Raw genomic sequence first — 26002 nt, 5'->3', positions numbered from 1 at the left:
CTAGCATCCAGGATGCTCACCAGTCGATTACCGTCCGTCATCCCGAACACCACAGGGGGAGCGCGACACATGGATATGTCATGCCCTCGTCAATCCATGAGCCGCCGCCGGGCGTTGGCCGCCGGCACCGGCTTGGTCACCGGTGCCCTCGTGCCGCCGGCCGGAGCCTCCCGGGCCGCCGCGGCCGCCCCGGCGTACACGAACCCGGTCATCTGGCAGGACTTCGCTGATATCGACGTGATCCGCGTCGGCGCCACCTACTACGCCTCGGCCTCCACGATGCACTACTCACCGGGCGCCCCTGTCCTGCGTTCGTACGACCTGGTGAACTGGGAGATCGCCGGCCATTCGGTGCCGACCCTCGACTTCGGTGCCAAGTACGACCTGAACGGTGGCCGTGGCTATGTCAGAGGGATCTGGGCGTCGTCGCTGGCCCACCGCCCGAGCAACGGGACCTTCTACTGGCTCGGCCAGATCGACTTCGCCAGGACGTACGTCTACACCGCCACCGCGGTCGAGGGACCGTGGAGCAGACTCACCACGATCGGCACGCCGTACTACGACGCGGGACTTCTCGTCGACACCGACGACACCCTGTACGTGGCGTACGGGAACACCACCATCAGCGTGGCCCAGCTGTCGCGCGACGGCCGCACCCAGGTGCGCACGCAGCAGGTGTTCACCACACCGCCGAGTGTCGGCACCCTCGAAGGTGCCCGCTTCTACAAGATCAACGGGCAGTACTACATCTTCCTGACCCGTCCGGCCAACGGCCAGTACATCCTGAAGTCGTCGAGCGGGCCCTTCGGTCCGTACACGATGCGGCAGGTTTTGCTCGACCTGCGCGGGCCGATCCCCGGCGGTGGCGTCCCGCACCAGGGCGGACTGGTCCAGACGCAGAAGGGCGCCTGGTACTACCTGGCCTTCGTGGACGCGTACCCCGGCGGCCGGGTGCCTGCCCTGGCGCCGGTCACCTGGACTCCGGACGGCTGGCCCGTCGTGCAGCTGGTGAACGGCGCATGGGGCACCTCGTATCCCAGCCCGGACGTGCCAACTCCGCCCCGCCAGGTCACCCCCATGACCGGCGTCGACACCTTCGACGGTACGACCCTCAAGCCGAGGTGGGAGTGGAACCACAACCCGGACAACACCAAGTGGTCGGTCAACAACGGGCTGACCCTGCGGACCGCGACCGTCACCAACGACCTGTACTGGGCCCGCAACACCCTCACGCACCGCATCCAGGGGCCCACCTCCACCGCAACGGCCCTGCTCGACTTCTCGGCGATGCGGGACGGCGACCGGGCCGGACTCGCGCTGCTGCGTGACTCCTCCGCCTGGATCGGTGTCAAGCGCGACGGCGGCGTGACGCGGGTGGTGATGGTCAACGGGCTGACCATGGACGGCAACTGGAACACCACCGGCACCGGCACCGAGGTGGCGAGCGCCGCAATCTCCGGCGGACGGATCTGGCTGCGCGCGAGCGCGGACATCCGCCCCGGCGCGGCACGCCCCGGCACCTTCTCCTACAGCACCGACGGCACCACCTTCACCCGCCTCGGCCCCGCCTTCTCCATGGGCAACGACTGGCGGTTCTTCATGGGCTACCGATTCGCCCTCTTCAACCACGCCACGCAGGCGCTCGGCGGCGCGGTCCGCGTCGCGCGGTTCGAGCTGTCGACGCCCTGACCCGATCCCACCGACCGCACCACCCAACCCCCCGCCAACCGCAGAGGAGAACCATGAACCCGCTGACGCGGCTCGGCCGTCGCCGAGCCTCGGTGTTATCCCTGGTGGCCGTGGCCACCCTGGTGACGCCCGTCGCCGCGACCGCCGCACCCGACGCCGTCCGGGCCTCCACGCTCGGGGCCCAAGCGGCCCAGTCCGGACGGTACTTCGGGACCGCCGTGGCCGCCGGACGGCTCGGCGACGGCACGTACACCGGCATCCTGGGCCGCGAGTTCAACTCGGTCACACCCGAGAACGAGATGAAGTGGGACGCGACCGAGCGGTCCCGCGGACAGTTCACCTTCGGCGCCGCCGACCAGATCGTGAACGGCGCGGCGGCCCGCGGTCAACGCGTGCGGGGCCACACGCTGGTCTGGCACTCCCAGCTGCCCGACTGGGTCAAGGGCATCAGGGACGCGAACACGCTGCGCGGCGTGATGAACAACCACATCACCACGGTGATGAACCGTTACAAGGGCCGGATCCACTCCTGGGACGTGGTCAACGAGGCCTTCGCCGACGGCGGCAGCGGCCAGCTGCGCGGCTCGGTCTTCCGAGACGTCCTGGGCACCGGCTTCCTGGAGCAGGCCTTCCGCACCGCACGGTCGGCCGACCCGGCGGCCAAGCTCTGCTACAACGACTACAACATCGAGAACTGGAGCGACGCCAAGACCCAGGGCGTCTACCGCATGGTCCGCGACTTCAAGGCCCGCGGCGTTCCCATCGACTGCGTCGGCCTCCAAGCGCACTTCGGCGCCGGCGGTCCCCCCGGCAGCTTCCAGACGACGCTGTCGAACTTCGCCGCTCTCGGCGTGGACGTCCAGATCACCGAGCTGGACATCGCCCAGGCCCCGCCGAACGCGTACGCGAACACGGTGCGGGCCTGCATGAACGTGCGGCGCTGCACCGGCATCACCGTCTGGGGCATCCGCGACAGCGACTCCTGGCGCAGCGGCGAGAACCCCCTGCTCTTCGACCGCAACGGCAACAAGAAACCGGCCTACCAGGCAACGCTCAACGCACTGGGCGGATCGGCCGCGGCACAGCGGGCCGACGCCCGTTCGCCCCGGTCCGCCGCCGCACTCCCCTCCTCCTTCCGCTGGAATTCGAGCGGATCCCTGATCTCCCCCAAGTCGGACGCGACCCACAGGGTCGCCGGGATCAAGGACCCGTCGGTCGTCTACCACAACGGCAAGTACCACGTGTTCGCGAGCACCGCGAACTCCTCCGGGTACAACCTGGTGTACCTGAACTTCAGTGACTGGTCGCAGGCGGGTTCGGCCACACACCACTACCTCGACCGCACCGCCATCGGCGCCGGGTACCGGGCCGCGCCGCAGGTCTTCTACTACGCGCCGCAGCGCCTGTGGTACCTCGTCTACCAGACCGGCAACGCCTCGTACTCCACCAACCCCGACATCAGCAACCCCAACGGGTGGAGCGCCCCGCGCAACTTCTACTCGTCGATGCCGGACATCATCAGGCAGAACATCGGCAACGGCCACTGGGTCGACATGTGGGTGATCTGCGACAGCGCCAACTGCTACCTGTTCTCGTCCGACGACAACGGGCACCTGTACCGCTCCCAGACGACCGTCGGCCGGTTCCCGAACGGCTTCACCAACACCGTCATCGCGGCGCGGGACTCCAAGTACGCCATGTTCGAAGCGAGCAACGTCTACAAGGTGCAGGGCAGTAACCAGTACCTGCTGCTCGTCGAGGCCATCGCCTCGGACGGCCGGCGCTACTTCCGCTCCTGGACCTCGAACAGCCTGGCCGGCTCCTGGTCCCCGCTGGCCGCGTCCGAGGGCAACCCGTTCGCCAAGTCGAACAACGTGACGTTCCCCGCCGGTACCTGGACCCGGGACATCAGTCACGGCGAGATGATCCGCGCGAGCAACGACCAGACGCTCACGATCCCGGCCTGCAAGCTGCAGTACCTGTACCAGGGCAAGGATCCCAACGCCAGCGGTGACTACAACAGCCTGCCGTGGCGGCTGGGCCTGCTCACCCAGACCAACTCCACCTGCTGATCCGTTGACGACGTGGGCCCCGCCGCTCGTGCGGGGCCCACGCCGGTGATGGCCGGGCTCGCCGGCATGCCCTTCTCCGCCGGACCGCTTCCAGGACCACGGCTGACTTCCGGAAAGTGCCGTGGTCTGCGAGCCCTGGCAGACGTGATGCCGCCCAGCGGCCGGTCGGTGATGTCGAGGTCGCCTTTCTCGTCAAGGGCGGGGCAGGCCGAAGAGGACGGGGAGGTCGGCGATGTCGGTGATCCGCTCGTAGCCGAGCCAGTGCTCGTCGTGCTCGAAGCCGCGGTCGACGTACACCTTGTTCTTGATGCCCATGGCGGCCGCGGACCGATGGTCGTACATCGGGCTCGCGGAGACGTGCACGAGCTCGTCGGGTGTGACACCGAGCTTGTCGAACAGGTACTCGAAGGCCTGGAGTCGTGGCTTGTAGACGCCCATCTCCTCGGCGCTGATGACGACCTCGAACGGGGCCTTGAGGTTCTCCGCGAGGCGCACGGCGTGAGCGGTGTCGCTGTTCGTGATGATGACCAGCGGGACCTCCTCGGCCAGGCGGTTCAGCGCCTCGGTGACGCCGGGGTACGGACCCCAGGTGGGGATGCGGTCGTACACCGCCCGCGCCTCGTCCTCGCGGTACTCGAGACCGACGCCGCGCGAGGCGCGTTCCATGGAACGCGCGACGACCTGGTGGAACGGCTGGTACGCGCCGGTGCACTCGTCGATCCGGTACGCCTTGCAGATCCGCAGGTACTCATCGGCGACCTCGGCCGGCAGCCGGTCGCCCAGGACCTCACGCATCGCGTCGTTGATGCTGAACTTGATCAGCGTCCCGTTCATGTCGAACGTCACGAACTTCGGCTTGTTCTCGAATCTCACGGTTCCTCCAGTTGACGATCAGCCGGCAGCCGCCCGGTTGGCGATTGCGAGGACCATACCCCCACCCCTGTGAACAGACAACTGTTGACAGTTTTCAAGCGGCCTCTTACCGTCACGTCATCGAACCGCCTCACACAGGCGCCCTGGACGCACAGGAGGACCAGTGGAGACCAACACGCCATCCGGTACGGCCATGGAGCGCCTCGATGCCCTCGGCCACGCGCTTCCCCGTGTCAGCGGTGACGCGGCCTACGTGAACCACCGGCAGGTCGGTTCCAGCATCTACGTGTCGGGGCAGCTGCCGTACAAGGACGGTGCGCTGCTGGGGCAGGGCATCGTCGGCCGGGACGTCGAGTTGGAAGCGGCGCGGGTTCTGGCGCGTCAGGCGGTGTTGAACTGCCTGGCCGTCGCCGCGGAGGCGGTGGGCGGCCTGGACCGGGTCCGGATCGTGCAGATGCTGGTCTTCGTCGCGAGCACGCCGGAGTTCGCAGAGCAGTCACGTGTCGCCAACGCGGCGAGTGACCTGCTCATCGAGGTGCTCGGCGAGAACGGCCGGCACGCCCGCACCGCGATCGGTGTCGCCGGACTTCCGCGCAACAGTCCTGTCGAGATCCAGATGGTTTGCACGACGGCGTCGTGACCCGCGCCACCCCTTCATTCTCCGACCGACAGTCCAAGGAGTGAGAGCAGCGTGCACCGGCTTCAACGAGCACTCGATGCGCTGGTCGAGCGGGTGGACACACCCGCGCCCATCGTGCTGCTGGACGTCATGCAGCGGAACATCGACCGGATGCAGAACTTCGCTGCCCAGCACAGCCTGCAGGTCAGGCCTCACGTCAAGACGCACAAGTGCGTGGAGGTCGGGAGACTTCAGATCGAGGCGGGGGCCGTCGGGATCACCGCGGGCAATGTCGGTGAGGCGGAGGTCTTCGCCGGCGCGGGATTCGACGACATCTTCCTCGCCTATCCGGTCTGGCCCGCGGGAACGAAGGGTGAGCGGATCCGCTCGCTCGCCCGGACCGCCCGACTCCGGGTGGGGGCCGACAACGTCGCGGCCATCGAGGCCCTCGCCGACGCGATGGGCGACGAGCCCGAACGGCTCGAGATCGTGGTCGAGGTCGACTGTGGAGCCGGCCGTTCGGGTGCGCCGCCCGAGGCCGCGGGTGATCTCGCCCTCGCCGCCCGGAAGCGTGGGCTGGTACCCGTGGGCGTCTACACCTACCCGGGGCACGGCAGCTCCGGCCCGGACGTTCGCGAGCTCGCCGCGCGGGACCAGGAGATCGCACTGGCCACAGCGGTACGCGGCTTCGCCGGCGTCGGGGTGAGCGCCGAGGTGGTCAGTGCGGGCTCCACTCCCACGGTCGCGTTCTCCACCAGCAGCCTGATCACCGAGATCCGTCCGGGCGAGTACGTCTTCTGCGACATGGACAACACCCGGCTCGGCGCCTGTGACGAGGAGCAGATCGCGCTGTTCGTCGCGGCCACGGTGGTCAGCGACCGGGTCCCGGGCCAGGTCATCCTCGACGTCGGCACCAAGGCCCTCGGCCGGGACGGCAACCCACAGCGCGGGTACGGCCAGATCGCCGGCATGAAGGCCGTGCTGTCGAAGCTCAACGAGTACCACGGCTTTCTCGCCGTGTCCCCCGAGGAGCCGCGGCCCGCTGTCGGAACCGTTCTCCCGATGGTGCCCAACCACGTGTGCCCGATCGTGAACAACTTCGAAGAACTGATCGTGACCGACTCACAGGGCACGATGCCGCGGTGCTGGCCGGTCGCGGCCCGGGGGCTCCTCAGCTGAGCTGCTTCACAACACTGCCTCCCAACGCCTTGCCCGACCCAGAAGAGAGTGGCTGAACATGAGACTCGACAAGCTCACGGCGCTGGTGACCGGAGCCGGCAGCGGAATCGGGGAGGCGGTGAGTTCCCACTTCCGCCGCGAGGGCGCACGGCTGCTCCTCACCGGCCGCAGGGAGGAGCTGGACACCGCCCGGCCCGACGACGTGTACGTCCCCGGCGACCTCAACGACGAGGCGTTCGTCGCGAGCCTGGCCCAGCGGGCCGCAGAGTCCGTGGGGAGCGTCGACGTCGTCGTCCTCAACCACGGCCTGCAGGTCAGCGGCCCGCTCACCGAGATGGCGTACGAGGACGCGAAGAACGTGCTGCACAGCAACCTGCTCAGCGCGTTCCTGGTGATGAAGCACTTCGCGCCGCTGATGCCGGAGGCGGGCGGCTCGTTCGTCTGCGTCGGCTCGCGGCTCGGCATGGTGGGCAAGCCCGAAGAGGTGCTGTACTCGGCTGCCAAGGGAGGCCTCATCATGCTGGCCAAGGGCGCGGCCATCGAATGGGCTGCGCGGGGCATCCGCGTCAACGTCGTCGCTCCGGGCCTGACGAGCACACCCGTCATCGAGGCGTCGTTCCAGCGCCGGCCCGACCCCGAGGCCTACCGCCGTGAGCGCGAGGCCCAGATACCGCTCCAACGCCTCGCGTCCCCGGAGGAGATAGCGGACGCGGTCCTGTTCCTCGCCTCACCGGAGTCGTCCTACATCACCGGAGCGGTTCTCCCCGTGGACGGCGGCTACACCGCCTTCTGACCGCGCCCTCCGCGACACCGCCCAGTCGTGGAGCAGACGCTGAACGACCTGTTCGCCCGCTTCGGCACTGGCTGAAGCGGGCGTGACGCCCTGTTCGGGCGGGTCGTTCCTATCCCACGGGCGGCGTCTGGTTGTCCTCGCTGTCCCGGCTGGTCAAGGTCGCCACCGCGTCGTCGAAGTGCTTCTTCAGCGCTGCCAGGGCGCCCGCGGCGTCGCCGTCCCGGATCAGCTCGCTGATCTTGCGGTGATTGACTTCACCCGGGCTCTGGACCTTGTGATGGTGCCGAGCCTCCTCAGTGGTGAGGGCCCCCATGCACAGGCGGGTTTCGGAGATCACCGTGCTGAACATTCGCTGGAGTCGCTGGCTGCCGGAGGCGGCGACCAGGATGGTGTGGAACTCCAGGTCGTACTTCTTCGCCGTTTCCCAGTCGCCGGCCTCTTCGGCGGCAGCCTCCGCCCTGACGTTCCTGTCCAGTTCCTTGTAGGTCTCCTCCGACTTGGCGGAAGCGATGATGGACTGGACCGCTGCGGACTCCAGCGCCGTACGAGCCAGGTAGATGTCAGCGATGTCTTCCCTGGTGAGCACCGGGACGGAGACCCTCCGGTGGGGCTCGCCGCGGAGCAGCCCCTCCTGGATCAGCCGCTGGATCGCCTCCCGGATCGGCCCACGGCTCACCCCGAAGCTCGTGGCCAGCTCCACCTCGCTGAGCTGTGTGCCGGCTGCGAGGGTGCCGTTGATGATGTCCTCACGGAGGCGGTCGAGCACCATCGAGGCGAACGTCTCGCGAGGCAGGCGTACGGGCCTTGCAGACTCTTGGCTCACAGGGCTTCCCTCTCGTCGGTCACGGTCCGCGGCGCAGCGCGCTGAACGCTCGCAGCTGTCCCCTCGGTCTTCGAAGGCCGGGGGGCCAGGGGGTGGACTGTGTCTGCGCGCTCGCGTCGGCTCTTCTTCACATCCAGGCCCTGTCCGATCATGGTAATACCGAGGGCGGTGAGAAAGACCGCGGCGGGGGTGGATGCCGGCCCGGCCCCCGAGGTTGTCTTGACCGATCACCATTCCCGGCCTGTTTGACGCCTCGCCTACCGACGCCTCGCCTATTTAACAAGGTCCTTGAACTTGTAGTAGGCACCGGCGAAGGGCAGGAACCACGGCGGGCCGAAGTGGCCGGGTATCCGCGGGAAGGACAGGTCGCGCCAGGGGTTGGCGGCCGTGGTCCCGTTCATGTACTCCGCCATCTGCTTGCCCATGTAGGTGGCCATCTGGACGCCGTGGCCGGAGTAGCCGACCGAGTAGAACAGCCCGTCCTGCTCGCCGGCGTGCACCATCCGGTCCATGCTCATGTCGACCAGGCCGCCCCAGCAGTAGTCGACACGCGCGTTGGTGAGCTGTGGGAAGACCTCGGTCATCGCCTTGTGCAGGATGCGGCCGCTCTTCGCGTCCGACTGCGGGCCGGACATGGCGAACCGGGCGCGGCCACCGAACAGCAACCGGTGGTCCGGGGTGATCCGGAAGTAGTTCAGCAGGTTCATGGACGTCGACGCCATCCGCCGGGTCGGCATGATCTGGTCGCAGAGGTCCTTGCCCAGTGGTTCGGTCACGATGATGAAGCTGCCGACGGGCGCGATCCTGACCTGGAGCCAGCGGAACGGCCGGCCGGTGTAGCCGCTGGTCGCGACGAGGACCTGGTCGGCCCGGACGGTCCCGCGCGGGGTGACCACCTCGTGCTTGGTGCCGCCCAGCCGCCGGACCTGCTCGACCGGTGCCTTCTCGTGGATCTCCGCGCCCGCCCGTGCCGCGGCCTCGCCCAGCCCGCGGGTGTACTTGCCGACGTGCAGTCCGGCGCTCTTGGTGTCGACCATCGCGCCGTAATAGAGGTCGGAGCCGATCTCCGCGTGGAGTTCGCTCCTGGGCACCAGGCGTGTCTTGTCGAGCCCGATCCGGTCGGACAGCTCGTGGGTCTTGCGTAGGCCGTCGAAGTGAGCCGGCTTGGAGGCCAGGATCAGCTTGCCGGAACGGGCGAAGTCGCAGTCGATGCTCTCCTCAGCGACCAGTTTCTCGATGGTGTCGACCGCGTCGTGGTAGGTCTCGAGGTACCGCCTCGCGGTCTCGAAGCCGTAGCGGGCGATCGCGTCGCGGGTGCCGATCGCCAGGCCCGTGGTGGCCATGCCGCCGTTGCGGCCCGACGCGCCGAAGGCCACGGTGTCCTTTTCCAGGACCGCGACCTTCGCTCCCTTGCGGGCGAGATGGAGGGCCGCGGACAGTCCGGTCAGACCTGCGCCGACCACCGCCACGTCCACATCCCCACTCACCTCGGTCCGGGAACGGTCAGGGCCTTGCGGGGCGGTGTCGAGCCAGTAGGGGGTGAACTTCATCGGAGTTTCTCCTGTGGGACGGTCGGGGCGGGCCGGCAGCACCGCTGTGTACACCGCGTGGAAGTCCGCCCCGAACCAGAGACGTTGGCCGGACCGAATCTCACGCCGCTCATCGAAGGTCCCTTCTCGGGGGTTGTTCGACCCGACCGTAGATGGCACTCTGTCGGCTGTCAACAGTTAGCAGAAGGGAGGTTAGGGTGCCCTTTCTTCGGGCCACGTCAGCGGGATGCACCCCTTGACTCGCCCAAGGCGCGGTGCCATTCTCTTGCCACTTTTAGCGCGAAGTTTCATGAAATCGTGCTGAACGCGTCCGAAGTCCCCTCCGGACAGTGATCGCCGTCCTTCAGGGTCGAGGTCACACCAAAGCCGCCGGACGCATCCCTCCGGATCTGCACGGGCGCACCGCCACTCCCGGTGCTGCACAGCCCGCCGCCCTGCGCAGCCGCAGGGCAGACCGGCCCCACCCCACGCAACCGCTGGTCTCCCCCCTCAGCCCCCGCACAGCTGGTCCCACGCGTCCCTAGATGAGGAGTATTGCCATGAGTGATCCCCAGATCGGTCGCAGAGCGCTCCTGCGCGGAGCAGGCGGCCTGGCCGCCCTCGCCGCCGTCCCCTCCCTCGCCGCCTGCGGCACCGGCACCAGCCGGGCCTCGTCCGGCAGCGCCAAGGGCGGCGGCAAGACGGTGATCGTCCGCGACAGCGGCGGCGCCTACGGCCAGGCCCTCCAGAAGGCGATCTACACGCCGTTCACTCAGGAAACCGGCATCAACGTCGAGGTGACCAACATCCAGGGCACCCAGATGCTGGCCCAGATCAAGCAGGGCCGCCCCCAGTTCGACCTCATCAACAACTCGATGAAGGAACTCGTCAAGTACGCGAACCAGGACGGCCTGGAGAAGCTGGACCGCGACCGGATCAAGAGCCTGACGGGCGCGCAGATCCCGGGCAGTCAGATCACCGAGTATGCGGTCGCGCACAGTTTCTACGCCCAGTGCATGGCGTACCGCACCGACGCCTTCGGCGGCCGCAAGCCCAAGTCGTGGGCGGACTTCTGGGACACCAAGGCGTTCAAGGGCAGCCGCTCGCTGTGCAACCCGGACGCCGACCTGCCCGAGCTGGAGTTCGCGCTGCTGGCCGACGGCGTGCCCATGGACAAGCTGTACCCGCTGGATGTGGACCGTGCCTTCAAGGTGCTGAGCCGGCTCCGATCCGACATCAAGAAGTTCTGGGACAGCGGACCGCTCCCCGGTGTGCTACTCAGCCGCCAGGAGGTCACCATGACCACCATCTGGCACGGCCGGCTCGCCGACCTGACTCAGCAGAACGTCCCTGTGGCGGCCCAACTCAACGGTGCCCGCCGTCAGTTCTCGGGCTTCAGTATCCCCAAGGGCGCGGCCCACATGGACACCGCCTACCAGCTCCTCGACTACGCGCTGCGTCCCGAGGTCCAGGCCGCCGTGGCCAAGGTCTATCCCTCGAACCCCTCTTCCCCAGTGGCCTACGACAAGCTCAGCGAAAAGGAGCGTTCCTCACTCGCGGGTGCTCCGCAGTACTACGACAAAGGCTTCGACGCGGACATCAACTGGTGGATCAAGAACGAAGCCGCCGTCAGCAAGCGTTGGTTGGAGTGGGCTCGTGGCTGAATTCGGTGTGGTCACACCGTCCGTGAAGGTGGCCGGCGGCAAGCTGCCCACCTCGACCGGCAAAGCGCTGTCGGTGGTGGCCCTGCGCAAGACATACGGGGACGTCGTAGCTGTCGACGAGGCGTCCATGGAGATCGCGGCCGGGGAGTTCGTCACCTTCCTCGGCGCCTCCGGGTCGGGCAAGACCACCACCCTGATGATGATCGCCGGTTTCTGCGAACCCGACTCCGGCACCATCACCGTCGGAGGCCGCGACGTCACCCGGCTCGCCCCGCAGAAACGCAGCCTCGGCTTCGTCTTCCAGCAGTACCTGCTCTTCCCCCACATGACCGTGCATGAGAACGTCGCCTTCCCCCTCACGCTCCGCGGAGTGCCGAAAGACGAGATCCGCCGGCGGGTCGCAGAGACCCTGGAGATCGCGGGCCTGTCCGGCTTCGGCGGCCGCAAGCCGCGCGAACTGTCCGGCGGCCAGCAGCAGCGCGTCGCCCTGTGCCGGGCGCTGGTCTACCGCCCACCGGTCATCCTCATGGACGAGCCGCTGGGCGCCCTGGACAAAAAGCTCCGCGACCAGCTCCAAGTCGAGATCAAGGCCATCCAGCAGGAACTCGGCCTAACTGTCATCTACGTGACACACGATCAGGAAGAAGCGCTGGTGCTGTCGGACCGCATCGCCGTGATGCGCAACGGCCTGATCGAGCAGTTCGACACACCCAGGGAACTGTTCGAACGGCCCAGGACCCCCTTCGTCGCGGACTTCCTCGGCGCGGCCAACTTCCTGCCCGGCCGCGTGGAACAGAACACCGACGACCACACCGTGATCCGCCTCGACCACAGCGGCGGTCTGTTGAAGGCGCGACGCCATGAGCTGGCCTCCGGTACCTCGGTCAAGGTCGCCGTGCAGCCGGGCCGGCTGCGAGCCTGCGCCCCCGACGACGGTTTCTGCACCGGCACGGTGGAGACCGCCACGTACGTCGGCACCCTGGTCCGCGCGGGCGTACGCACCGACGGCGGGGACGCGCCCCTGCTGCGCCTCGAAGTACCGGCCGGCCGAGGACCCGTCACCGGCGAGCGGGTCGGCATCACCGTCGACCCGGAGGACGTCAACCTCTTCCCCGTCGAACTGGGCGGGTGAGTCATGGCTGCCACTCTCGCGGGGGCTCCTGCCCGTCCTGGCAAGCTCCTGAACTCCCGCCGGACAAGGGTGGGGATCCTCTACGCCCTGCCCGTTGTGATCTATCTGCTGGTGCTGTTCGTCTACCCGATCCTCAGCACGCTCTTCCTCAGCCTGAAGAACCCCGACGGATCACTGACGCTGCACTGGTACGTCGACGCGCTCACGGGCATCAACCTCTCGGTGCTGTTCACCACGCTGCGGATCTCCGCGGAGACGGCGCTGCTCAGCCTCGTCTTCGGATTCCTCCTGGCCCAGGCGATCTCCCGGCTGAAGCCCCTGTGGGCCGCCCTGGCCATGCTGATCGTGGTCGTCCCGCACTTCATCAGCGCCCTCGTCCGGACCTACGGCTGGATCATCCTGCTCGGCGACAAGGGGCTGGTGAACGAGTCGGTGCCGGGCGGGCCGTACCAGCTGCTCTACAACGAGCTGGGCGTGGTCATCGGCACCACCTCCATGATGCTCCCCTACACCGTGCTGCTGCTGTACGGCGTGATGCGCGGCGTGGACCGCAGGCTGCTGGCTGCCGCGGCGAGCATGGGCGCGGGACGCGTGACCATCTTCCGCCGGATCTATCTGCCGTTGGTGACCCCTGGGCTGGCCAGTGCCGGACTGCTCAGCTTCATCCTGTCGCTGGGCTACTACATCACCCCGGCCCTGATGGGCGGCCCGAAGCAGACGATGATCGCCACCCTCATCAACCAGCAGGTGACGAAGGAAAACCAGTGGAACGGGGCGGCTGCTCAGGGAGTCATCCTGCTGCTCCTCACCCTCGCCGGACTGCTGCTGGTCAAGGTCGTCAGCTCCCTCGGCGCCAGCCGTAAGAAGAGGAGCGCGTCATGATGGAGCTGCGCAAGACACTCGCCGGACGGATCGCCCTGACCGCCATCGCCACCGTGATCCTGCTGTTCCTGGCGCTGCCGATCGTCGTCATCCTCATCACCTCCTTCAGCAACAACGCCTTCGCCGCCTTCCCCCCGGACTCCTGGACGCTCGGCTGGTACAAGGCACTGTTCGCCGACGGCAGCAAATGGCCGGCCGCGCTGACGCTCAGCGCGTTCGTCGCCTGCCTGAGCACCGTGTTCTCGCTGGTCATCGGTGTGACCGCGGCGACCGCGCTGACCCGCAGCGAACTCCCGCTGCGCTCCGCGGTCTACGCCCTGGTCCTCGGCCCCCTGCTCATCCCCCAGATCGTCACCGCCCTCGGCCTGTTCCTGCTCTTCGAACCCGCCTCGATGCTGGGCAGCCCGATCGCGATCGCCCTCGGCCACACCGTGCTGGCCTCACCGATCGCGGTGCTGATCCTGATCGCGACCCTGCGCGGCATCGACGAACGGCTGGAGGACGCCGCCGCCAGCATGGGCGCCGGCCGGCTGACCATCGCCCGGCGGATCACCTTCCCCCTGGCCGCCCCCGGCATGATCGCCGCGGCGATCTTCTCCTTCATCACCAGCTTCGACGAGTTCTACATCTCCCAGTTCCTGTCCTCCGTCGACACCGTCACCCTGCCGGTGCAGATCTACAACTCCCTGACCTTCGACATCGACCCCAGCGTCACCGCGATCAGCGCGATCCTCATCGCCTTCGCCATCCTCGCCCTCGCCCTCGTGGCCCTCGTGCGCTGGCTCGGCTCGGGACGGCAGAACTCCCTGCTCTCCGTCGAGACCGCGACAGGCATCGCCGCACCCGGAGGTGAGGCCGTATGACCACCCACGCGATCTGACTGTCGATTCGTTCACCGGTCAGGGCCCCTCGCGCCCCGGGCGTGAGGGGCCTGCCGGTGCGGGAACCGGCATCGGCCCTCAGTTGAAGATGTCCAGGAGGTCCGGCCAGGAACCGTCGTCGGACGGGCGTGCCCTCATCGGGCGCGGCTCCGGGTATGTTGCCGCTGCGGCCCTCGCCCGGACGACTTCCGGCCCGCCGCACGCCTCGACCGCGAAGGCGCCGAAGACCTTGGCGAACGCGGCCGGGTCGCGAAACTCCACGCCGAACGCCCGGCCGTCCCGCAGCGGCACCCACACCACCCGGTCGATCCGTGCCCACTCCGGCACCGGCTGGTCGTCGGCGGTCGACCGTCCGTCCAGCCACAGCCGCGCCACGTGCAGCAGGTTCACCTCTTCCATCGGCAGCCGCTTGCGCCGAACACGCAGTTCACGCGTCGTCAGCGCGACGCGCTGGTCCTTCTTCGGATACCAGACGCCGCCGATCCCGAACGGCACCCACAGCAGGATCCCGATCGGCGGCCAGACCAGAGCGTCGCCCCACGACCGGAACAGCCCGCCGTCCAACAGGTAGAGGGCCCCGAAGACCAGAACCCACTTAGCCGTCATCCGCCAGAACCCGGTGCCCTGCCGGTAAAGGACCCGCCGCTTCCTCGCCATCGTCATGTCCGCACGATATCTGCCGCCCCGCGGTTCCCAACAAGGCCAGCTGTCCGTCGAAGCACTCCCCCACCGGGTCGCCGCCTGTCTGCCTATTGCGTGCAGAAGAGCGAGCGGCCATTATCAGGATTCCTGTTATTTTAAAGTTGTAGCGAAGGGTGGCCGAGGCATGCCATTGAGTCCCAGAATCCAGGCCAGAGGGATCCAACTGCTGCTCGGTCGCATGATGTCGCGGGTCCACAAGGACCTGCGCTTCGCGGACATCCCGAAGCGGACCGAAGCCCTCCTGGTGGAGACCGGCGCCGGCCCGGTGCCCTGCACCGTCTACCGCCCGCCGGCCGACACCGGAACTCCTGCCCCCGTGTACGTCAACTTCCACGGCGGCGGTTTCGTGGTCGCCCGGCCGGAGCAGGACGACCACATCTGCCGTTACATCGCCGCCACGGCCGGCTGTGTCGTGATCAACGTGGACTATGCCGTCGCCCCGCAGCGGCAGTTTCCGGTGCCCGTCACCCAGGCGTACGACGTCACGGCGTGGGTCGCCGAGAACGGTCCCGCCGGCGGCTGGGACGGCTCGCGCCTTGCCGTGGGCGGACACAGCGCCGGGGCCAGCCTGACGGCCGCGGTCTGCCGCCTGGCCCGGGACCGCGGAAGCTTCTCGCCCCGGCTTCAGATCATCGACTCCGCTCCGCTCGATCAGGTCGCCGACCCTGCCACCAAGCAGTCCCCCATCGCCAAGCCGCTGCTCAGTCCTCAGCTCATGCGGGTCTTCACGGCCGCCTACGTCCCCGACCCCGCCCACCGCGCCGATCCCCTTGTCTCACCCGGGCTGGCCGATGATCTCGGCGGGCTCCCTCCCGCCCTGGTCATCACCGCGGAGCACGACCGCCTGCGTGAGGAGGGCGACGCCTACGCCAAGGCTCTGGAGGCCGCCGGAGTTCCGGTCATCCACCGAGTCTTCGAGGGAGTCGATCACTACTTCACCCACACCGGTCCGGTACCGGCGGGGAAGGCGGCCATCGACATGATGGCAACCACCTTGCGCACCGCACTCAGCATGTGATGTCGGCCGGTCAAGCCGGCCGGGCCTCATCGGATGTGCTTCGCCGGCTTGGTGGCGGCGTGGAGCAGATACTCCAGTGGGCCGCGGCGGAAGAAGCGGGACCAGACCGCGGCGAACACGATCGCCCCGAGGACGAACATGAGCAGCGGTGCCCAGGACTGCTGGCTGCTCTTCCCGGTCGGCATGGACAGCATCGACTGTGCGACGAAATGGCCGACGTAGGCCGTCAGGGACATGGTCCCCACGGCGATGACAGGTTTGGCCAGGCGGCGCAGTCGCGGCAGGCGGTCCATCGCCACCGTCGCGCCCACGATCACGAGGATCGCGACTCCGACGCTGCCGATGATGTCGAACGTGGTGCCGCTGTGCGGCCCGGCCGACAGGAGCGACGACGCCGGCATATCGGGGAACGACCCGCTGCCGGGGGGCATCGAACCGGAGCCGCCGGACGACGACCCGTCTTCCGCCGTGCTCCTCAGCGCGTTCTTGCCGGCGAGCAGCAAGGACATGCCGTACGCGGCCACGGTGAGGGAGGCACCGAACGCGGCCAGGCGCCGCCGGACCGTGCTGGACGACAGGTCGAGGCGGCCCAGCGCCATACCTGCGATCACGAACGACATCCAGGTGAGCGCCGGGTAGAAGCCGGTGAGCAGCAGATCGAGCACTCCCACCTCGCTGAGGCGGCGGAGCGGGTCGTAGGCGTTGATGCTCTCCTGGACCGACGGAGTCAGCAGCGAGGTCAGGACGAACGCCAGCTGCGGTGTGACGAGGGCGAACGCGGCCGCGAGGATCGCGAGTGTCTTGGCGCTCAGCCGCACCAGGGGCAGGGCCAGCAGGAAGTAGACCCCGTAGAAGCCGAGGATGATCACTCCCCCGTACTCCATCGCCAGCGCGGTGCCCAGCGCCAGCAGGACCACGGCGCGGATCGCGATCCTGGCCCTCGCCTGCCTGCCCGCCAGGCCGGTCTTCGGCTCGCGGCGGCCGGCGAGCAGCATCAGCGAGAACCCGGCGAGGGTGGCGAACAGGACCGACGAGTGACCGTCCGCCAGGTACCGGACCCAGCTGCCGACACCGGTCGTGGCCGACAGCGGCGGGCCGATGTGCACGACGTACATGCCGAACACCGCCAGCGCGCGGGCGAGGTCCACCCCGACGAGGCGTCCCATCGAAGGACCGGGCGAGGTCGGCACTGCGGACTCGGACGGGGTTCGGGGCTGCGGAGGCGAGATCTCCTGCGGAGCTGATGTCTCCTGCGGCAGTTGCGGTTTTGTCATACAGGGAATCTCGCGCGGCCGTCCGGGGGCGGACCATCCGGCAGTCTTCGGTAACGGCCCCGCCGGTCGGCGGGGGTGGACCCGACAGTTGCCGGGTGGGCGGGCGGCGGCCGGGCTTCCAGGCTGGAGACACGACACACCGTGCGCGGCACAAGAAGACGTGCGCGACCAAGAAGGAAAGGAACGTCGTGAACACCGCAGCCGCCCCGGCGACGGATGAAACGCCCCTGTCCGCCCGAGAGACGGTCAAGGCACTGTGCGCTTATGTCCGGCCGCACCGGTGGGCCGTCGCACTCGGCCTGCTGTGCGCCCTGGTCGGGTCCGCCGGAGGACTGCTGCAGCCGCTGGCCACCAAGGCACTGGTGGACCGGCTCGCGACAGGTGGGACCGTCGCCGGGATCCTGATCGCGCTCACCGCGCTGGTGCTGCTGGGCACGGCGGTCGAGGCGTGCGGCGCGTATGTGCTGGAGCGGACGGCGGAGTCGGTGGTCCTGGCCGCGCGGCGCACCCTTGTGGGGCGGTTGCTGCGGCTGCGGATCGCGGAGTGGGAGCGGATCCCGCCGGGTGATCTGATGTCCCGGGTCACCTCGGACACCACGCTGCTGCGGGCGGTCAGCACCCAGGCGGTCGTCTCGGCGGCCACCGGCGCGGTCGCCTTCGTAGCGGCGATCGTGGTGATGGCGTTCCTGGACGTCGTGCTGCTGGGTGTGACGCTCGGCGTGGTCGTGCTGGTCGGCGGGGCCGCCGCGCTGGTGATGCCGAGGATCGCCCGCGCCACCGAACGCGCGCAGGAGGCGGTCGGGGAGATCTCCGTCGCGCTGGAGCGGGTCTTCGGGGCGTTCCGCACGGTGAAGGCGTCCGGTGCCGAGGAGCGGGAGACCGCCCGGGTGGATGCGGCGGCACGGCGGGCGTGGCGGCACGGCGTGAAGAGCGCGAAGTGGGAGGCGGTGGCAGGCTCGGCGGACGAACTCGCCGTACAGCTGGCGTTCCTGGCGGTGCTCGCGGTCGGCGGGGCGCGGGTGGCGTCCGGGGAGATCCCCGTGTCCACCCTCATCGCCTTCCTGCTGTACCTCTTCTACCTGATCGAGCCGGTGTCCAAGCTGGTCGACGCCGTGTCCCACTATCAGGAGGGGGCGGCCGCGATCTCCCGGATCGCGCAGGTGGAACGCCTGTCGACGGAGCCGAGCGCCCGGCGGAAGGGCGTCCTGCCCAGGCAGCGGGCAGCGGTGCCGGGCCCGGCGTCGGTCCGCTTCGAGGACGTGTCCTTCCGCTACCGTCCGGGTCTGCCGTACATCCATCAGCAGGTGAGTTTCGAGGTGCCGGGCACCGGGATGACGGCCTTCGTCGGCCCCTCCGGTGCGGGCAAGTCGACGGTCTTCGCACTCATCGAGCGGTTCTACGAGGCCACCGGCGGCCGGGTCCTGGTCGACGGCAAGGACGTACAGGACTGGTCCCTGCCCGAGCTGCGGTCTGCCATCGGGTACGTGGAGCAGGACGCTCCTGTGCTGGCCGGCACGTTGCGCGAGAACCTGGTCTTCGCTGCGCCCGGGGCAACGGACGACGACATCCGCGACGTCCTGGCCCGGACGAAGCTCGACACCCTCGTCGAGCGCCTGCCCCACGGCCTGGACACCCCGGTCGGACATCGCGGTTCGCAGCTGTCGGGCGGCGAGCGGCAGCGCATCGCCATCGCCCGCGCCCTGTTGCGGCGGCCCCGGCTGCTGCTGTTGGACGAGGCGACCTCGCAGCTCGACGCGGTCAACGAGCTGGCGCTGCGGGACGTCGTCGCTGAGGTGGCCCGGCAGACCACCGTGCTGGTGGTGGCCCACCGTCTGTCGACGGTGACAGGCGCCGACCGGATCGTCGTCATGGAGGCCGGCCGGGTCCGGTCGGTGGGCACCCATGAGGAACTGTTGGCCCAGGACCGGCTGTACGCGCAGCTGGCCGCCGGCCAGCTCCTGGCGGTCGGTCAGTCCGAGCCGAGCGGAATCCGCAGCCGCACCCGGTAGCCGCCCTCCGCGGTCGGGCCCGCCTCCAGGGTGCCGTGCAGGATGTCGGCCCGTTCCCGCAGACCGACCAGGCCCTGCTGTGAACCGGGCAGGGACAGGGAGGGACGCCTGGGCGGGCTGTTGGTGACGGTCACTCCTACGTCGTCGCCGTCCTGCCACAGCTCGACGCAGGCCGTGGCGCCGGGCGCGTGCTTGCGGACGTTGGTCAGCGCCTCCTGCACCGTGCGGTAGAGGGCCCGTTGCGCGGGTGTGCCCACGGCGGGCGGAAGCTCACCCGTCAGCTCCGTGTGAGTTCCGCTCGACTCCACCAGTTTGCGCAGGTCGGCCAGGGTGGGCTGAGGCGTCAGCTCCGTGGCGTGGCCGCCGGAGGCGCGCAGCAGCGTGACCATGGTGCGCAGTTCGTCGAGCGTGGTGACGCTCAGCGAACGGATCGTGCGGGCGGCCTCCTTGGCGTCCGCGTCCTTGGTGGCGACCTGCAGCGCTCCGGCCCGTACGGCGATCAGGCTGACCTGGTGCGAGACCACGTCGTGCATCTCGCGGGCCAGCTGGGCGCGTTCGCGGGCGAGCACGGCCTGCGCGTGCAGGGCCCGCTCGTGCTCCCTGGCCTCCTCGATCTCGGCCAGCCGCCGCGCCAAGTCCCGTTGCGCCTGGAGGAGCTGGCCGAAGAGGACGGGGGCCGCGGCGGTCGCGAGGCCGTACACGAAGAAGACCAGTGTCATGGTCCGGTCGACCTCGGCCAGGGGCCACGGCGTGCTGCTCGCGAGGGCGGACAGGGCGACGCACACGGCGAGGAGACGGCGGTTGCGGGAGCGTTCGGCCAGAGTGAACAGCGCCACGAGCACAGCGACGGCGACATCCTGCATCAGCGCGGTGGGCAGGGTGAGCAGGAAGACGCCGAGCGGGAACCTGCGCCGGAAGGCCAGCGCGGCGCAGCCGACCGCGGCCAGTCCGACGCCGAGCCGCGTGTGGTCCCACATGTTGAGCCATGCGTCCACCGCCGCCACCGCCACCAGGGCCATGTCGACGACCGGCGCGGGAACCCGCTGCCACTGGAGGCGTGCGCGATTCATCGTCCGGCCTGCGACTGCGGGCGCTCGTCGAGCAGTCCGGCCCGCTGTGCCAGCAGCGCGGCCTGCACCCGGCTGGTCACCCGCAGCTTGGTGAGGATCGCGCTGACGTGGTCCTTGACGGTGCCGGCGCCCAGGTGGATGCGCACCCCGATGTCGGCGTTCGACAACCCCTCGGCCACCAGGACGAGAACGTCGCGCTCGCGGGGGGTGAGCAGCCGCACCCGGGCCGCCTCCTCGTCGACGGCCGTCTGGGTGCCGGGGTGGCTGTGCAGCAGGGTCCGTGACGCCTTGGGGGACAGCACCACACCGCCCGCGGCGAGGGTGCGGACCAGGTGCGCGAGCTGCTCCGGCTCGGTGTCCTTGAGCAGGAAACCGGCCGCGCCGCAGTGCAGCGCGGTCAGGATGTACTCGTCGGCGTCGAACGTGGTCAGCATCGCCACCACCGGGGCGTCCGGCGTCTTCCGCAGCTCGCGCAGGACGGTCAGCCCGTCGACGTCCGGCATCCGGATGTCCAGCAGCACCACGTCCGGCCGCTCCCGGCGGACGGTCTCCACGGCGTCGCCCCCGCTCGCGGTCGCGACGACCTCGATGTCCTGCGAGGCGCCCAGAATGAGTTCGAAGCCCGAGCGGACCAGTGCCTCGTCGTCCACCACCACTACCCGGATCACGCGCGCTCCGCCTCACCTTCATCCATGCCGGCCAACCCATGCCGCCTCGACCCTAAAGCCCCACAGCGCCCCCACGGTCCGGCCGGCGGCGGCTCCAGCCACACGGCGGGGTATCACCCTCCGGTCGGCAGGGACATCGCAGCCTTCTGCCGGATAGTCCATGATCGGCCCGGTCTCCAGCCTGAGGGTCCCTCTTGCCTCCGACGGGACGGCACCGTACGCTCACCGCTCGTACCGACCAGCCGGTATGTCAGACGGAAGGGTCGGTACGCGACGACGGCGGGCCCGCAACGGGCGCTGACCGCCGATCCCACGCGACCGTCGAAGGAGCCGCCGGAGATGAGCAGAACCAACCACCAGGTGCGTCTGGCCGCACGTCCCGTGGGCGAGCCGCGGCCCACCGACTGGGAGCACGTCGAGGAGCCGGCCGGGGAGCCGGGCGACGGGGAATTCCTGGTGCAGGTGCTCTGCCTGTCGATCGACCCGGCGATGCGCGGCTGGATGAACGCGGGCCGGTCCTACATCCGCCCGGTGGAGATCGGCGAGGTGATGCGCGCCGGCGCGGTGGGAAGGGTGATCGCCTCCCGGCATTCCGGGTTCGCGGTCGGCGACCATGTGTCGGGCTCGTTCGGCGTGCAGGAGTACTGCGTGTCGGACGGCCGCGACGTGACCAAGGTCGACCCGGAGGCCGCCCCTTTGCCGACCTATCTCGGCACTCTCGGCATGTCGGGCCTGACGGCCTACTTCGGCCTGATCGACATCGGGCGTCCCGAGCCCGGTCAGACCGTCGTCGTCTCCGGAGCGGCGGGGGCGGTCGGCAGTGTCGTCGGGCAGATCGCCAAGATCCTGGGCTGCCGGGTCATCGGCATCGCCGGCGGTGAGTCCAAGTGCCGGCTGGTGGTCGACGAGTTCGGCTTCGACGCCGCGATCGACTACCAGAAGGAGGACATCCGCAAGGCGCTGCGCGAGCACGCCCCGGGCGGCGTCGACGTGTACTTCGACAACGTCGGCGGTGAGGTTCTGGACGCCGTGCTGCTGCGGCTGGCGCGCGGTGCCCGCATCGTCGTGTGCGGCGCGATCTCCCAGTACAACAGCACGACACCGCAAGGCCCCGGCAACTACCTGTCGCTGCTGGTGAACCGCGCCTCCATGACGGGCATGGTGGTGTTCGACTACGCCGACCGGTACGCCGAGGGGATCGCCCAACTGGCCGCATGGCGGGCAGAGGGCCGGCTGAAGTCCCTGGAGGACGTGGTGTCCGGCGGCGTGGCGGCGTTCCCCGACACCCTGATGCGGCTCTTCCGCGGTGAGAACCACGGCAAGCTCGTACTGAAGATCGCGGACTGACCGGGCGGAGGGAGGGAGGAATCCGGTGAAAGCACTGAGCTACCACGGACGTCACGACATCCGCTACGGGGACGCCCCCGAGCCCGCCGTCACCAACCCCACCGATGCGGTCATCCAGGTCACCACGGCCGGTATCTGCGGCAGCGACCTGCACATCTACCACGGCAACCCGTTCAGCCCGGACCTGGGCTACACACCGGGACACGAGTGCGTCGGCGTGGTGGCCGACACCGGCGACCAGGTCACCCGCTTCAAGCCCGGCGACCGGGTTCTGGTGCCGGCCTCGGTCGGCTGTGCCGAGTGCCGGTCGTGCGCGGCCGGATTCACCGCCCGGTGCGAGCGCGCCAAGTCCAGCACGGAACTCTGCTACGGGGTGAGCCCGCAGCTTCAGGGCAGCCAGGCCCGGGCCCTCGCGGTGCCGTACGCCGATGTCAATCTGGTGCACCTGCCCGAGGACATCTCCGACGAAGCCGCAGTCGTCCTGACGGACAACGCGCCCACGGCCTGGTACGGCTGCCGCCGTGCCCGCATCCAGCCCGGCGAGACGGTCCTGGTCGTCGGCCTCGGCCCGGTCGGTCTCATGGCCGCCCAGGGCGCCTTCGCGATGGGCGCCGCGCGGGTGCTGGGCGCGGACCTGGTCGCGGAACGCCGGGCTTTCGCCGCCACCCTGGGTGTCGAGCCGGTCGAGGGCGAGGACGCGCGGACGGCCATTCGGGAGATGACGGGCGGACGCGGGCCGGACGCCGTGGTGGAGGCCGTGGGCTCGGACGCCACCATCGAACTCGCCCTCAAGGCCGTCCGGCAGGCCGGCCGGGTCAGCGTCATCGGGGTCAGCCAGAGCAAGGCGTTCCCTTTCCACATGGGGCTGGCACAGGTCAAGGAACTGGAGTTCGCCATCGGGCTGTGCTCGGTGCACTACGAACTCCCTCCCCTGATCGCCCTCACCCGTGCCGGCCGGATCAAGCCGGAGGTGGTCGTCTCCCACCGCTTCGCCCTCTCCGAGGGCCCGGCGGCGTATGAGCTGTTCGCCGACCGGGCCGACGGCGTGCGCAAGATCCTCCTCGATCCCACCCGGTGATCCTGCGTGAGAGGGAGGCCATGGCTTCCCTCTCACACAGGGCACTTCCTGGCGCGGGTGACTGCCTGTGCGCGGCTGACGTCGTACGGTCTTGTCACCACGCGTCACGAGGAGACAGGAAGGCTGATGATCTTCATCACCGCCAAGTTCCGAGTCCGCCCCGAGCATGCCGACCGGTGGCCGGACATCACAGCCGACTTCACCGCAGCCACGCGCCGAGAGCCCGGCTGCCTCTGGTTCGACTGGTCGCGAAGCCTGACGGACCCCACGGAGTACGTCCTGGTCGAGGCCTTCCGCGATGACGAAGCAGGCGCTGCTCACGTGCAGTCGGCGCACTTCAGGGCCGCGCAGCAGACCTTGCCGCCCCATCTGGCCGAGACACCCCGCATCGTGAACGCGAACGTTCCGCAGGACGACTGGTCACTGCTGGGCGAGATGGCCGTCGACGAGCAGGGGTAACACGGTTCCTCCGAGTGCGGCCGGCTCAACGCCGAAATGTGACCTACGGCAGGCTTACAGGCATTCCAACCAGTCGGTATGGTGCGCCGCCTGAAGCACCCTTTCCCGTTCACCGCACGGATCCGTGCCGTAGTGGAAGGCCAGGCGATGACCTACGCAGACGAGAACCGTTACCCACCCTCAGCACCCACGGGATGGCCGGAGTCGTACGGGCACGACGCCCCGCGCTACGACGCCTACGGGTGGCAAGCCCCTTGGGACGCCCCCTACGCTCACGAGACCCATCGAGACGACGCCGACCTCGCCGACCTCCGCTCGGCCTATCGTCTGCTCCGCCGGGTCTCCACGCTCACCGCGCTCGGTTCCTTCGTGGTGTACGTCGTGCTGTCCTGCTACGCGCCCGGCCTGATGGGCTCCGAGATCACCGGAGAGTGGAGCCTGGGCATGGCCCTGGGCGTCTTCCAACTCGTCGTCACCTTCGCGGCGGTCTTCTGGTACGGACGCAGCGCACGACGCTCTGTGGATCCGCTGGCCCGCGCCGTCAGGGAGCGGGCGGTTCCCGCCGGCGGGAGCGCGGGGACGGCGAGATGAACGACTTCAGCTCCGGGACACAGGCCCTCGTCCTGGTTCTGTTCACCACGCTGGTCACCGTCACGCTGATGATGTGCGTCATGGCGGGACCGGACCGCGACGACCTGGCGAACTTCTACACCGGCTACCTGTCGCTCACCCCGCTCAAGAACGGCCTGGCGATCGCGGGCGACTACATCTCCGCGGCCACCGTGCTGAGCACCACCGGCATCATCGCGCTCGCCGGATACGACGGCTATGTCCTTGCGGTCAGCACCGCCCTGTCCCTGGTGCTGCTGATGTTCCTGCTGGCCGAACCACTGCGCAACGCCGGCAAGTTCACCATGGGGGACGTCCTCGCCCGCAACATGTCGGGACGGTCCGTGCGTATCGCCGCCTGCCTGGTGACCCTCTCGGCGACCCTGCCCTTCCTGGTCGTCCAGCTCTCCGGAGCCGGATCGCTGCTCACCTTCATCCTGGACATTCCGTACGCCGCGGGCGCCAGGACGGCGTGCATCGTCATCGTCGGCACACTGATGATCATCTATGCGGCGATCGGCGGTATGCGGGGCACCGCACTCATTCAGATGATCAAGATCGTGCTGCTGCTCGGCACCAGCACCGTCGTCGCGGCTCTCGTGCTCAACCGCTTCGGCTGGAACCCCGGCGACGTCCTCAGGGCAGCCCAGCACGGCAGCGGCGCGGGCCCCGCCTACCTTCGGCAGGGCCTGCAGCTCGGCACTTCCACCGGTGGCCTGCTGGACTTCGTCAGTCTCCAGATCACCGTCATTCTCGGCGTGGCCTGCCTGCCGCACATCACGATGCGCCTGTACTCCGCGCAGGACGTACCGGCCGTGCGTCGCTCCATGTCATGGGCGGTCGGCACGGTCACCACGTTCTGCCTGCTCGTGATCATCATGGGTACGGGCGCGGCGGCCCTGGTGGGATCGCAGCACATCATCGCGGCCGACCCGCACGGCAGAACATCGGTGCTCATGCTGCCCCAGGTGCTCGGCGGGGCCCCCGGCTCCGCGGGCGCGACGATCCTGTACTCGGCCGTGGCAGGCATGGTGTTCATCACCCTGCTGTCGTCGGTCGCGGGGATGACCCTGGCCGCGGCTTCGTCACTCGCCCACGACCTGTTCGCCCATGCGGTGCGGCGGGGACAGGCCGAGCCGCGTACCGAGATGACGGTGGCGGCCTGGACGAGCGTGGCCGTGGGGATCGTCGCCATCGGGCTCGCCACCATGGTGCAGAACTGGGACGTCGGCGTGCTGACCACTCTGGCCATCTGCATAGGGGCATCGGCGGTGGCACCCGCGCTCACCTACTCGCTGTTCTGGCGAGGGTTCACACGCACCGGCCTGCTCGCCACCCTCTACGGCGGTGCGGGCTGTGCGTTGCTGCTCATGGTCTTCTCCAGGGCCGTTTCGGGCACGCCGTCCGCCGTCTTCCCGCATGCCGACTTCGACCTGTTCCCCATGCAGTCCACCGGGCTCGTCTCCATCCCGTTCGGCTACCTCGCGGGCTGGCTGGGCAGCCGTCTGGACCACGGTCGCCGTGCCGCCGACAGCCGTGAGCAGCGGCGCCTGTACGAGGAGAGCGAGGCACGGCTGCTCGCCGCGGCCGAATGACCACGGCGGCGCGGGCGGGCCGACTCCGGGCGGCCTC

General features: G+C 69.1%; 23 protein-coding genes. 16 read left to right on the top strand and 7 right to left on the bottom strand.

Annotation, left to right across the window (positions count from 1 at the left end):
- Positions 1 to 96: 96 nt before the first annotated feature.
- Entirely contained in the window at positions 97 to 1689 is a 1593-nt protein-coding gene (locus tag ACH4G3_RS16660) for a glycoside hydrolase family 43 protein (protein ID WP_397625145.1), read from the top strand.
- 53 nt (positions 1690 to 1742) lie between these two features.
- Entirely contained in the window at positions 1743 to 3761 is a 2019-nt protein-coding gene (locus ACH4G3_RS16655) for a glycoside hydrolase (protein ID WP_397625144.1), read from the top strand.
- A gap of 192 nt (positions 3762 to 3953) precedes the next feature.
- On the opposite strand, the gene ACH4G3_RS16650 is transcribed toward ACH4G3_RS16655, so the two are convergent.
- Positions 3954 to 4634, bottom strand: a complete 681-nt coding sequence (locus tag ACH4G3_RS16650; protein ID WP_397625143.1) for a haloacid dehalogenase type II — start codon at positions 4632 to 4634, stop codon at positions 3954 to 3956.
- A 163-nt stretch (positions 4635 to 4797) separates the two neighbouring features.
- On the opposite strand from ACH4G3_RS16650, the gene ACH4G3_RS16645 reads away from it, so the two are divergent.
- From ACH4G3_RS16645 to ACH4G3_RS16635, 3 genes are read left to right on the top strand one after another with little or no spacing between them, the layout of a single operon-like run.
- Positions 4798 to 5274, top strand: coding sequence for a RidA family protein (locus ACH4G3_RS16645; protein ID WP_397625142.1), 477 nt, complete (start codon positions 4798 to 4800; stop codon positions 5272 to 5274).
- 51 nt (positions 5275 to 5325) lie between these two features.
- Complete coding sequence (locus ACH4G3_RS16640; RefSeq protein WP_397625141.1) at positions 5326 to 6432, top strand: alanine racemase; 1107 nt, start codon at positions 5326 to 5328, stop codon at positions 6430 to 6432.
- Positions 6433 to 6490: 58 nt separating this feature from the next.
- Positions 6491 to 7225 (top strand): SDR family NAD(P)-dependent oxidoreductase, encoded by a 735-nt coding sequence (locus tag ACH4G3_RS16635; RefSeq protein ID WP_397625140.1) that lies wholly within the window; start codon positions 6491 to 6493, stop codon positions 7223 to 7225.
- 109 nt (positions 7226 to 7334) lie between these two features.
- Here ACH4G3_RS16635 and ACH4G3_RS16630 read toward each other — a convergent pair whose 3' ends face one another.
- Both ACH4G3_RS16630 and ACH4G3_RS16625 read right to left on the bottom strand, forming a co-directional pair.
- Positions 7335 to 7994, bottom strand: a complete 660-nt coding sequence (locus ACH4G3_RS16630; protein ID WP_397625139.1) for a GntR family transcriptional regulator — start codon at positions 7992 to 7994, stop codon at positions 7335 to 7337.
- A gap of 326 nt (positions 7995 to 8320) precedes the next feature.
- Positions 8321 to 9598 carry an NAD(P)/FAD-dependent oxidoreductase gene (locus ACH4G3_RS16625; RefSeq protein WP_397625138.1) on the bottom strand — a complete coding sequence of 426 codons (1278 nt, stop codon included), beginning with the start codon at positions 9596 to 9598 and terminating at the stop codon, positions 8321 to 8323.
- A 539-nt stretch (positions 9599 to 10137) separates the two neighbouring features.
- Here ACH4G3_RS16625 and ACH4G3_RS16620 point away from each other — a divergent pair.
- The 4 genes from ACH4G3_RS16620 to ACH4G3_RS16605 are packed head-to-tail and all read left to right on the top strand — an operon-like array spanning position 10138 to position 14118.
- The gene (locus ACH4G3_RS16620) at positions 10138 to 11241 is read left to right on the top strand and encodes an ABC transporter substrate-binding protein (RefSeq protein ID WP_397625137.1); all 1104 of its coding nucleotides are present in this window, start codon (positions 10138 to 10140) and stop codon (positions 11239 to 11241) included.
- Positions 11234 to 12373, top strand: coding sequence for an ABC transporter ATP-binding protein (locus tag ACH4G3_RS16615; RefSeq protein WP_397625136.1), 1140 nt, complete (start codon positions 11234 to 11236; stop codon positions 12371 to 12373). The genes ACH4G3_RS16620 and ACH4G3_RS16615 overlap by 8 nt, the downstream gene beginning before the upstream one ends.
- A gap of 3 nt (positions 12374 to 12376) precedes the next feature.
- Positions 12377 to 13255: an ABC transporter permease gene (locus tag ACH4G3_RS16610; RefSeq protein ID WP_397625135.1), complete on the top strand. Its 879-nt coding sequence runs from the start codon at positions 12377 to 12379 to the stop codon at positions 13253 to 13255.
- Entirely contained in the window at positions 13252 to 14118 is an 867-nt protein-coding gene (locus tag ACH4G3_RS16605) for an ABC transporter permease (RefSeq protein WP_397625134.1), read from the top strand. Before ACH4G3_RS16610 ends, ACH4G3_RS16605 begins: the two co-directional genes overlap by 4 nt.
- 96 nt (positions 14119 to 14214) lie before the next feature.
- Here ACH4G3_RS16605 and ACH4G3_RS16600 read toward each other — a convergent pair whose 3' ends face one another.
- On the bottom strand, positions 14215 to 14799 hold the full coding sequence (locus tag ACH4G3_RS16600) for a hypothetical protein (RefSeq protein ID WP_397625133.1): 585 nt from the start codon (positions 14797 to 14799) through the stop codon (positions 14215 to 14217).
- Between the two features lie 163 nt (positions 14800 to 14962).
- Between ACH4G3_RS16600 and ACH4G3_RS16595 the strand changes: the two genes are divergently transcribed.
- The gene (locus ACH4G3_RS16595) at positions 14963 to 15856 is read left to right on the top strand and encodes an alpha/beta hydrolase (RefSeq protein WP_397625132.1); all 894 of its coding nucleotides are present in this window, start codon (positions 14963 to 14965) and stop codon (positions 15854 to 15856) included.
- A 26-nt stretch (positions 15857 to 15882) separates the two neighbouring features.
- Here ACH4G3_RS16595 and ACH4G3_RS16590 read toward each other — a convergent pair whose 3' ends face one another.
- Complete coding sequence (locus ACH4G3_RS16590) at positions 15883 to 17022, bottom strand: DUF418 domain-containing protein (protein WP_397625131.1); 1140 nt, start codon at positions 17020 to 17022, stop codon at positions 15883 to 15885.
- Between the two features lie 296 nt (positions 17023 to 17318).
- Here ACH4G3_RS16590 and ACH4G3_RS16585 point away from each other — a divergent pair, with 296 nt between their 5' ends.
- Positions 17319 to 19139 carry an ABC transporter ATP-binding protein gene (locus tag ACH4G3_RS16585; protein WP_397625130.1) on the top strand — a complete coding sequence of 607 codons (1821 nt, stop codon included), beginning with the start codon at positions 17319 to 17321 and terminating at the stop codon, positions 19137 to 19139.
- On the opposite strand, the gene ACH4G3_RS16580 is transcribed toward ACH4G3_RS16585, so the two are convergent.
- Both ACH4G3_RS16580 and ACH4G3_RS16575 read right to left on the bottom strand, forming a co-directional pair.
- Positions 19100 to 20209, bottom strand: a complete 1110-nt coding sequence (locus ACH4G3_RS16580) for a sensor histidine kinase (protein WP_397625129.1) — start codon at positions 20207 to 20209, stop codon at positions 19100 to 19102. The two genes, ACH4G3_RS16585 and ACH4G3_RS16580, sit on opposite strands and share 40 nt — an antisense overlap.
- Entirely contained in the window at positions 20206 to 20877 is a 672-nt protein-coding gene (locus ACH4G3_RS16575; RefSeq protein WP_397625128.1) for a response regulator, read from the bottom strand. Before ACH4G3_RS16575 ends, ACH4G3_RS16580 begins: the two co-directional genes overlap by 4 nt.
- 339 nt (positions 20878 to 21216) lie before the next feature.
- Here ACH4G3_RS16575 and ACH4G3_RS16570 point away from each other — a divergent pair, with 339 nt between their 5' ends.
- The 5 genes from ACH4G3_RS16570 to ACH4G3_RS16550 all read left to right on the top strand — a co-directional run bounded on the left by ACH4G3_RS16570 (position 21217) and on the right by ACH4G3_RS16550 (position 25965).
- A complete protein-coding gene (locus ACH4G3_RS16570; protein WP_397625127.1) occupies positions 21217 to 22224 on the top strand; it encodes an NADP-dependent oxidoreductase in 1008 nt (335 codons plus the stop codon).
- A gap of 25 nt (positions 22225 to 22249) precedes the next feature.
- Positions 22250 to 23302 (top strand): alcohol dehydrogenase catalytic domain-containing protein, encoded by a 1053-nt coding sequence (locus tag ACH4G3_RS16565; protein WP_397625126.1) that lies wholly within the window; start codon positions 22250 to 22252, stop codon positions 23300 to 23302.
- 126 nt (positions 23303 to 23428) lie between these two features.
- Positions 23429 to 23761, top strand: coding sequence for a putative quinol monooxygenase (locus ACH4G3_RS16560; RefSeq protein ID WP_397625125.1), 333 nt, complete (start codon positions 23429 to 23431; stop codon positions 23759 to 23761).
- A 147-nt stretch (positions 23762 to 23908) separates the two neighbouring features.
- A complete protein-coding gene (locus ACH4G3_RS16555; protein WP_397625124.1) occupies positions 23909 to 24352 on the top strand; it encodes a DUF485 domain-containing protein in 444 nt (147 codons plus the stop codon).
- Positions 24349 to 25965 carry a sodium/solute symporter gene (locus ACH4G3_RS16550; protein WP_397625123.1) on the top strand — a complete coding sequence of 539 codons (1617 nt, stop codon included), beginning with the start codon at positions 24349 to 24351 and terminating at the stop codon, positions 25963 to 25965. Before ACH4G3_RS16555 ends, ACH4G3_RS16550 begins: the two co-directional genes overlap by 4 nt.
- Positions 25966 to 26002 lie beyond the last annotated feature (37 nt).

Origin of the sequence: Streptomyces afghaniensis, from assembly GCF_044327915.1 — a bacterium.
GTDB lineage: Bacteria > Actinomycetota > Actinomycetes > Streptomycetales > Streptomycetaceae > Streptomyces > Streptomyces afghaniensis.
The sequence above is the reverse complement of the archived record's forward strand: the minus strand, read 5'-3'. Positions and strand labels throughout refer to the sequence as shown.

What these genes read in the sequence shown, in the direction of transcription:
- ACH4G3_RS16660 (WP_397625145.1), top strand. Translation starts at nt 97, where the DNA reads ATGAGCCGCCGCCGGGCGTTGGCCGCCGGCACCGGCTTGGTCACCGGT.
- ACH4G3_RS16655 (WP_397625144.1), top strand. Translation starts at nt 1,743, where the DNA reads ATGAACCCGCTGACGCGGCTCGGCCGTCGCCGAGCCTCGGTGTTATCC.
- ACH4G3_RS16635 (WP_397625140.1), top strand. Translation starts at nt 6,491, where the DNA reads ATGAGACTCGACAAGCTCACGGCGCTGGTGACCGGAGCCGGCAGCGGA.
- ACH4G3_RS16630 (WP_397625139.1), bottom strand. Translation starts at nt 7,994, where the DNA reads ATGGTGCTCGACCGCCTCCGTGAGGACATCATCAACGGCACCCTCGCA.
- ACH4G3_RS16625 (WP_397625138.1), bottom strand. Translation starts at nt 9,598, where the DNA reads ATGAAGTTCACCCCCTACTGGCTCGACACCGCCCCGCAAGGCCCTGAC.
- ACH4G3_RS16620 (WP_397625137.1), top strand. Translation starts at nt 10,138, where the DNA reads ATGAGTGATCCCCAGATCGGTCGCAGAGCGCTCCTGCGCGGAGCAGGC.
- ACH4G3_RS16610 (WP_397625135.1), top strand. Translation starts at nt 12,377, where the DNA reads ATGGCTGCCACTCTCGCGGGGGCTCCTGCCCGTCCTGGCAAGCTCCTG.
- ACH4G3_RS16605 (WP_397625134.1), top strand. Translation starts at nt 13,252, where the DNA reads ATGATGGAGCTGCGCAAGACACTCGCCGGACGGATCGCCCTGACCGCC.
- ACH4G3_RS16600 (WP_397625133.1), bottom strand. Translation starts at nt 14,799, where the DNA reads ATGACGATGGCGAGGAAGCGGCGGGTCCTTTACCGGCAGGGCACCGGG.
- ACH4G3_RS16595 (WP_397625132.1), top strand. Translation starts at nt 14,963, where the DNA reads ATGCCATTGAGTCCCAGAATCCAGGCCAGAGGGATCCAACTGCTGCTC.
- ACH4G3_RS16590 (WP_397625131.1), bottom strand. Translation starts at nt 17,022, where the DNA reads ATGGGACGCCTCGTCGGGGTGGACCTCGCCCGCGCGCTGGCGGTGTTC.
- ACH4G3_RS16580 (WP_397625129.1), bottom strand. Translation starts at nt 20,209, where the DNA reads ATGAATCGCGCACGCCTCCAGTGGCAGCGGGTTCCCGCGCCGGTCGTC.
- ACH4G3_RS16570 (WP_397625127.1), top strand. Translation starts at nt 21,217, where the DNA reads ATGAGCAGAACCAACCACCAGGTGCGTCTGGCCGCACGTCCCGTGGGC.
- ACH4G3_RS16560 (WP_397625125.1), top strand. Translation starts at nt 23,429, where the DNA reads ATGATCTTCATCACCGCCAAGTTCCGAGTCCGCCCCGAGCATGCCGAC.
- ACH4G3_RS16555 (WP_397625124.1), top strand. Translation starts at nt 23,909, where the DNA reads ATGACCTACGCAGACGAGAACCGTTACCCACCCTCAGCACCCACGGGA.
- ACH4G3_RS16550 (WP_397625123.1), top strand. Translation starts at nt 24,349, where the DNA reads ATGAACGACTTCAGCTCCGGGACACAGGCCCTCGTCCTGGTTCTGTTC.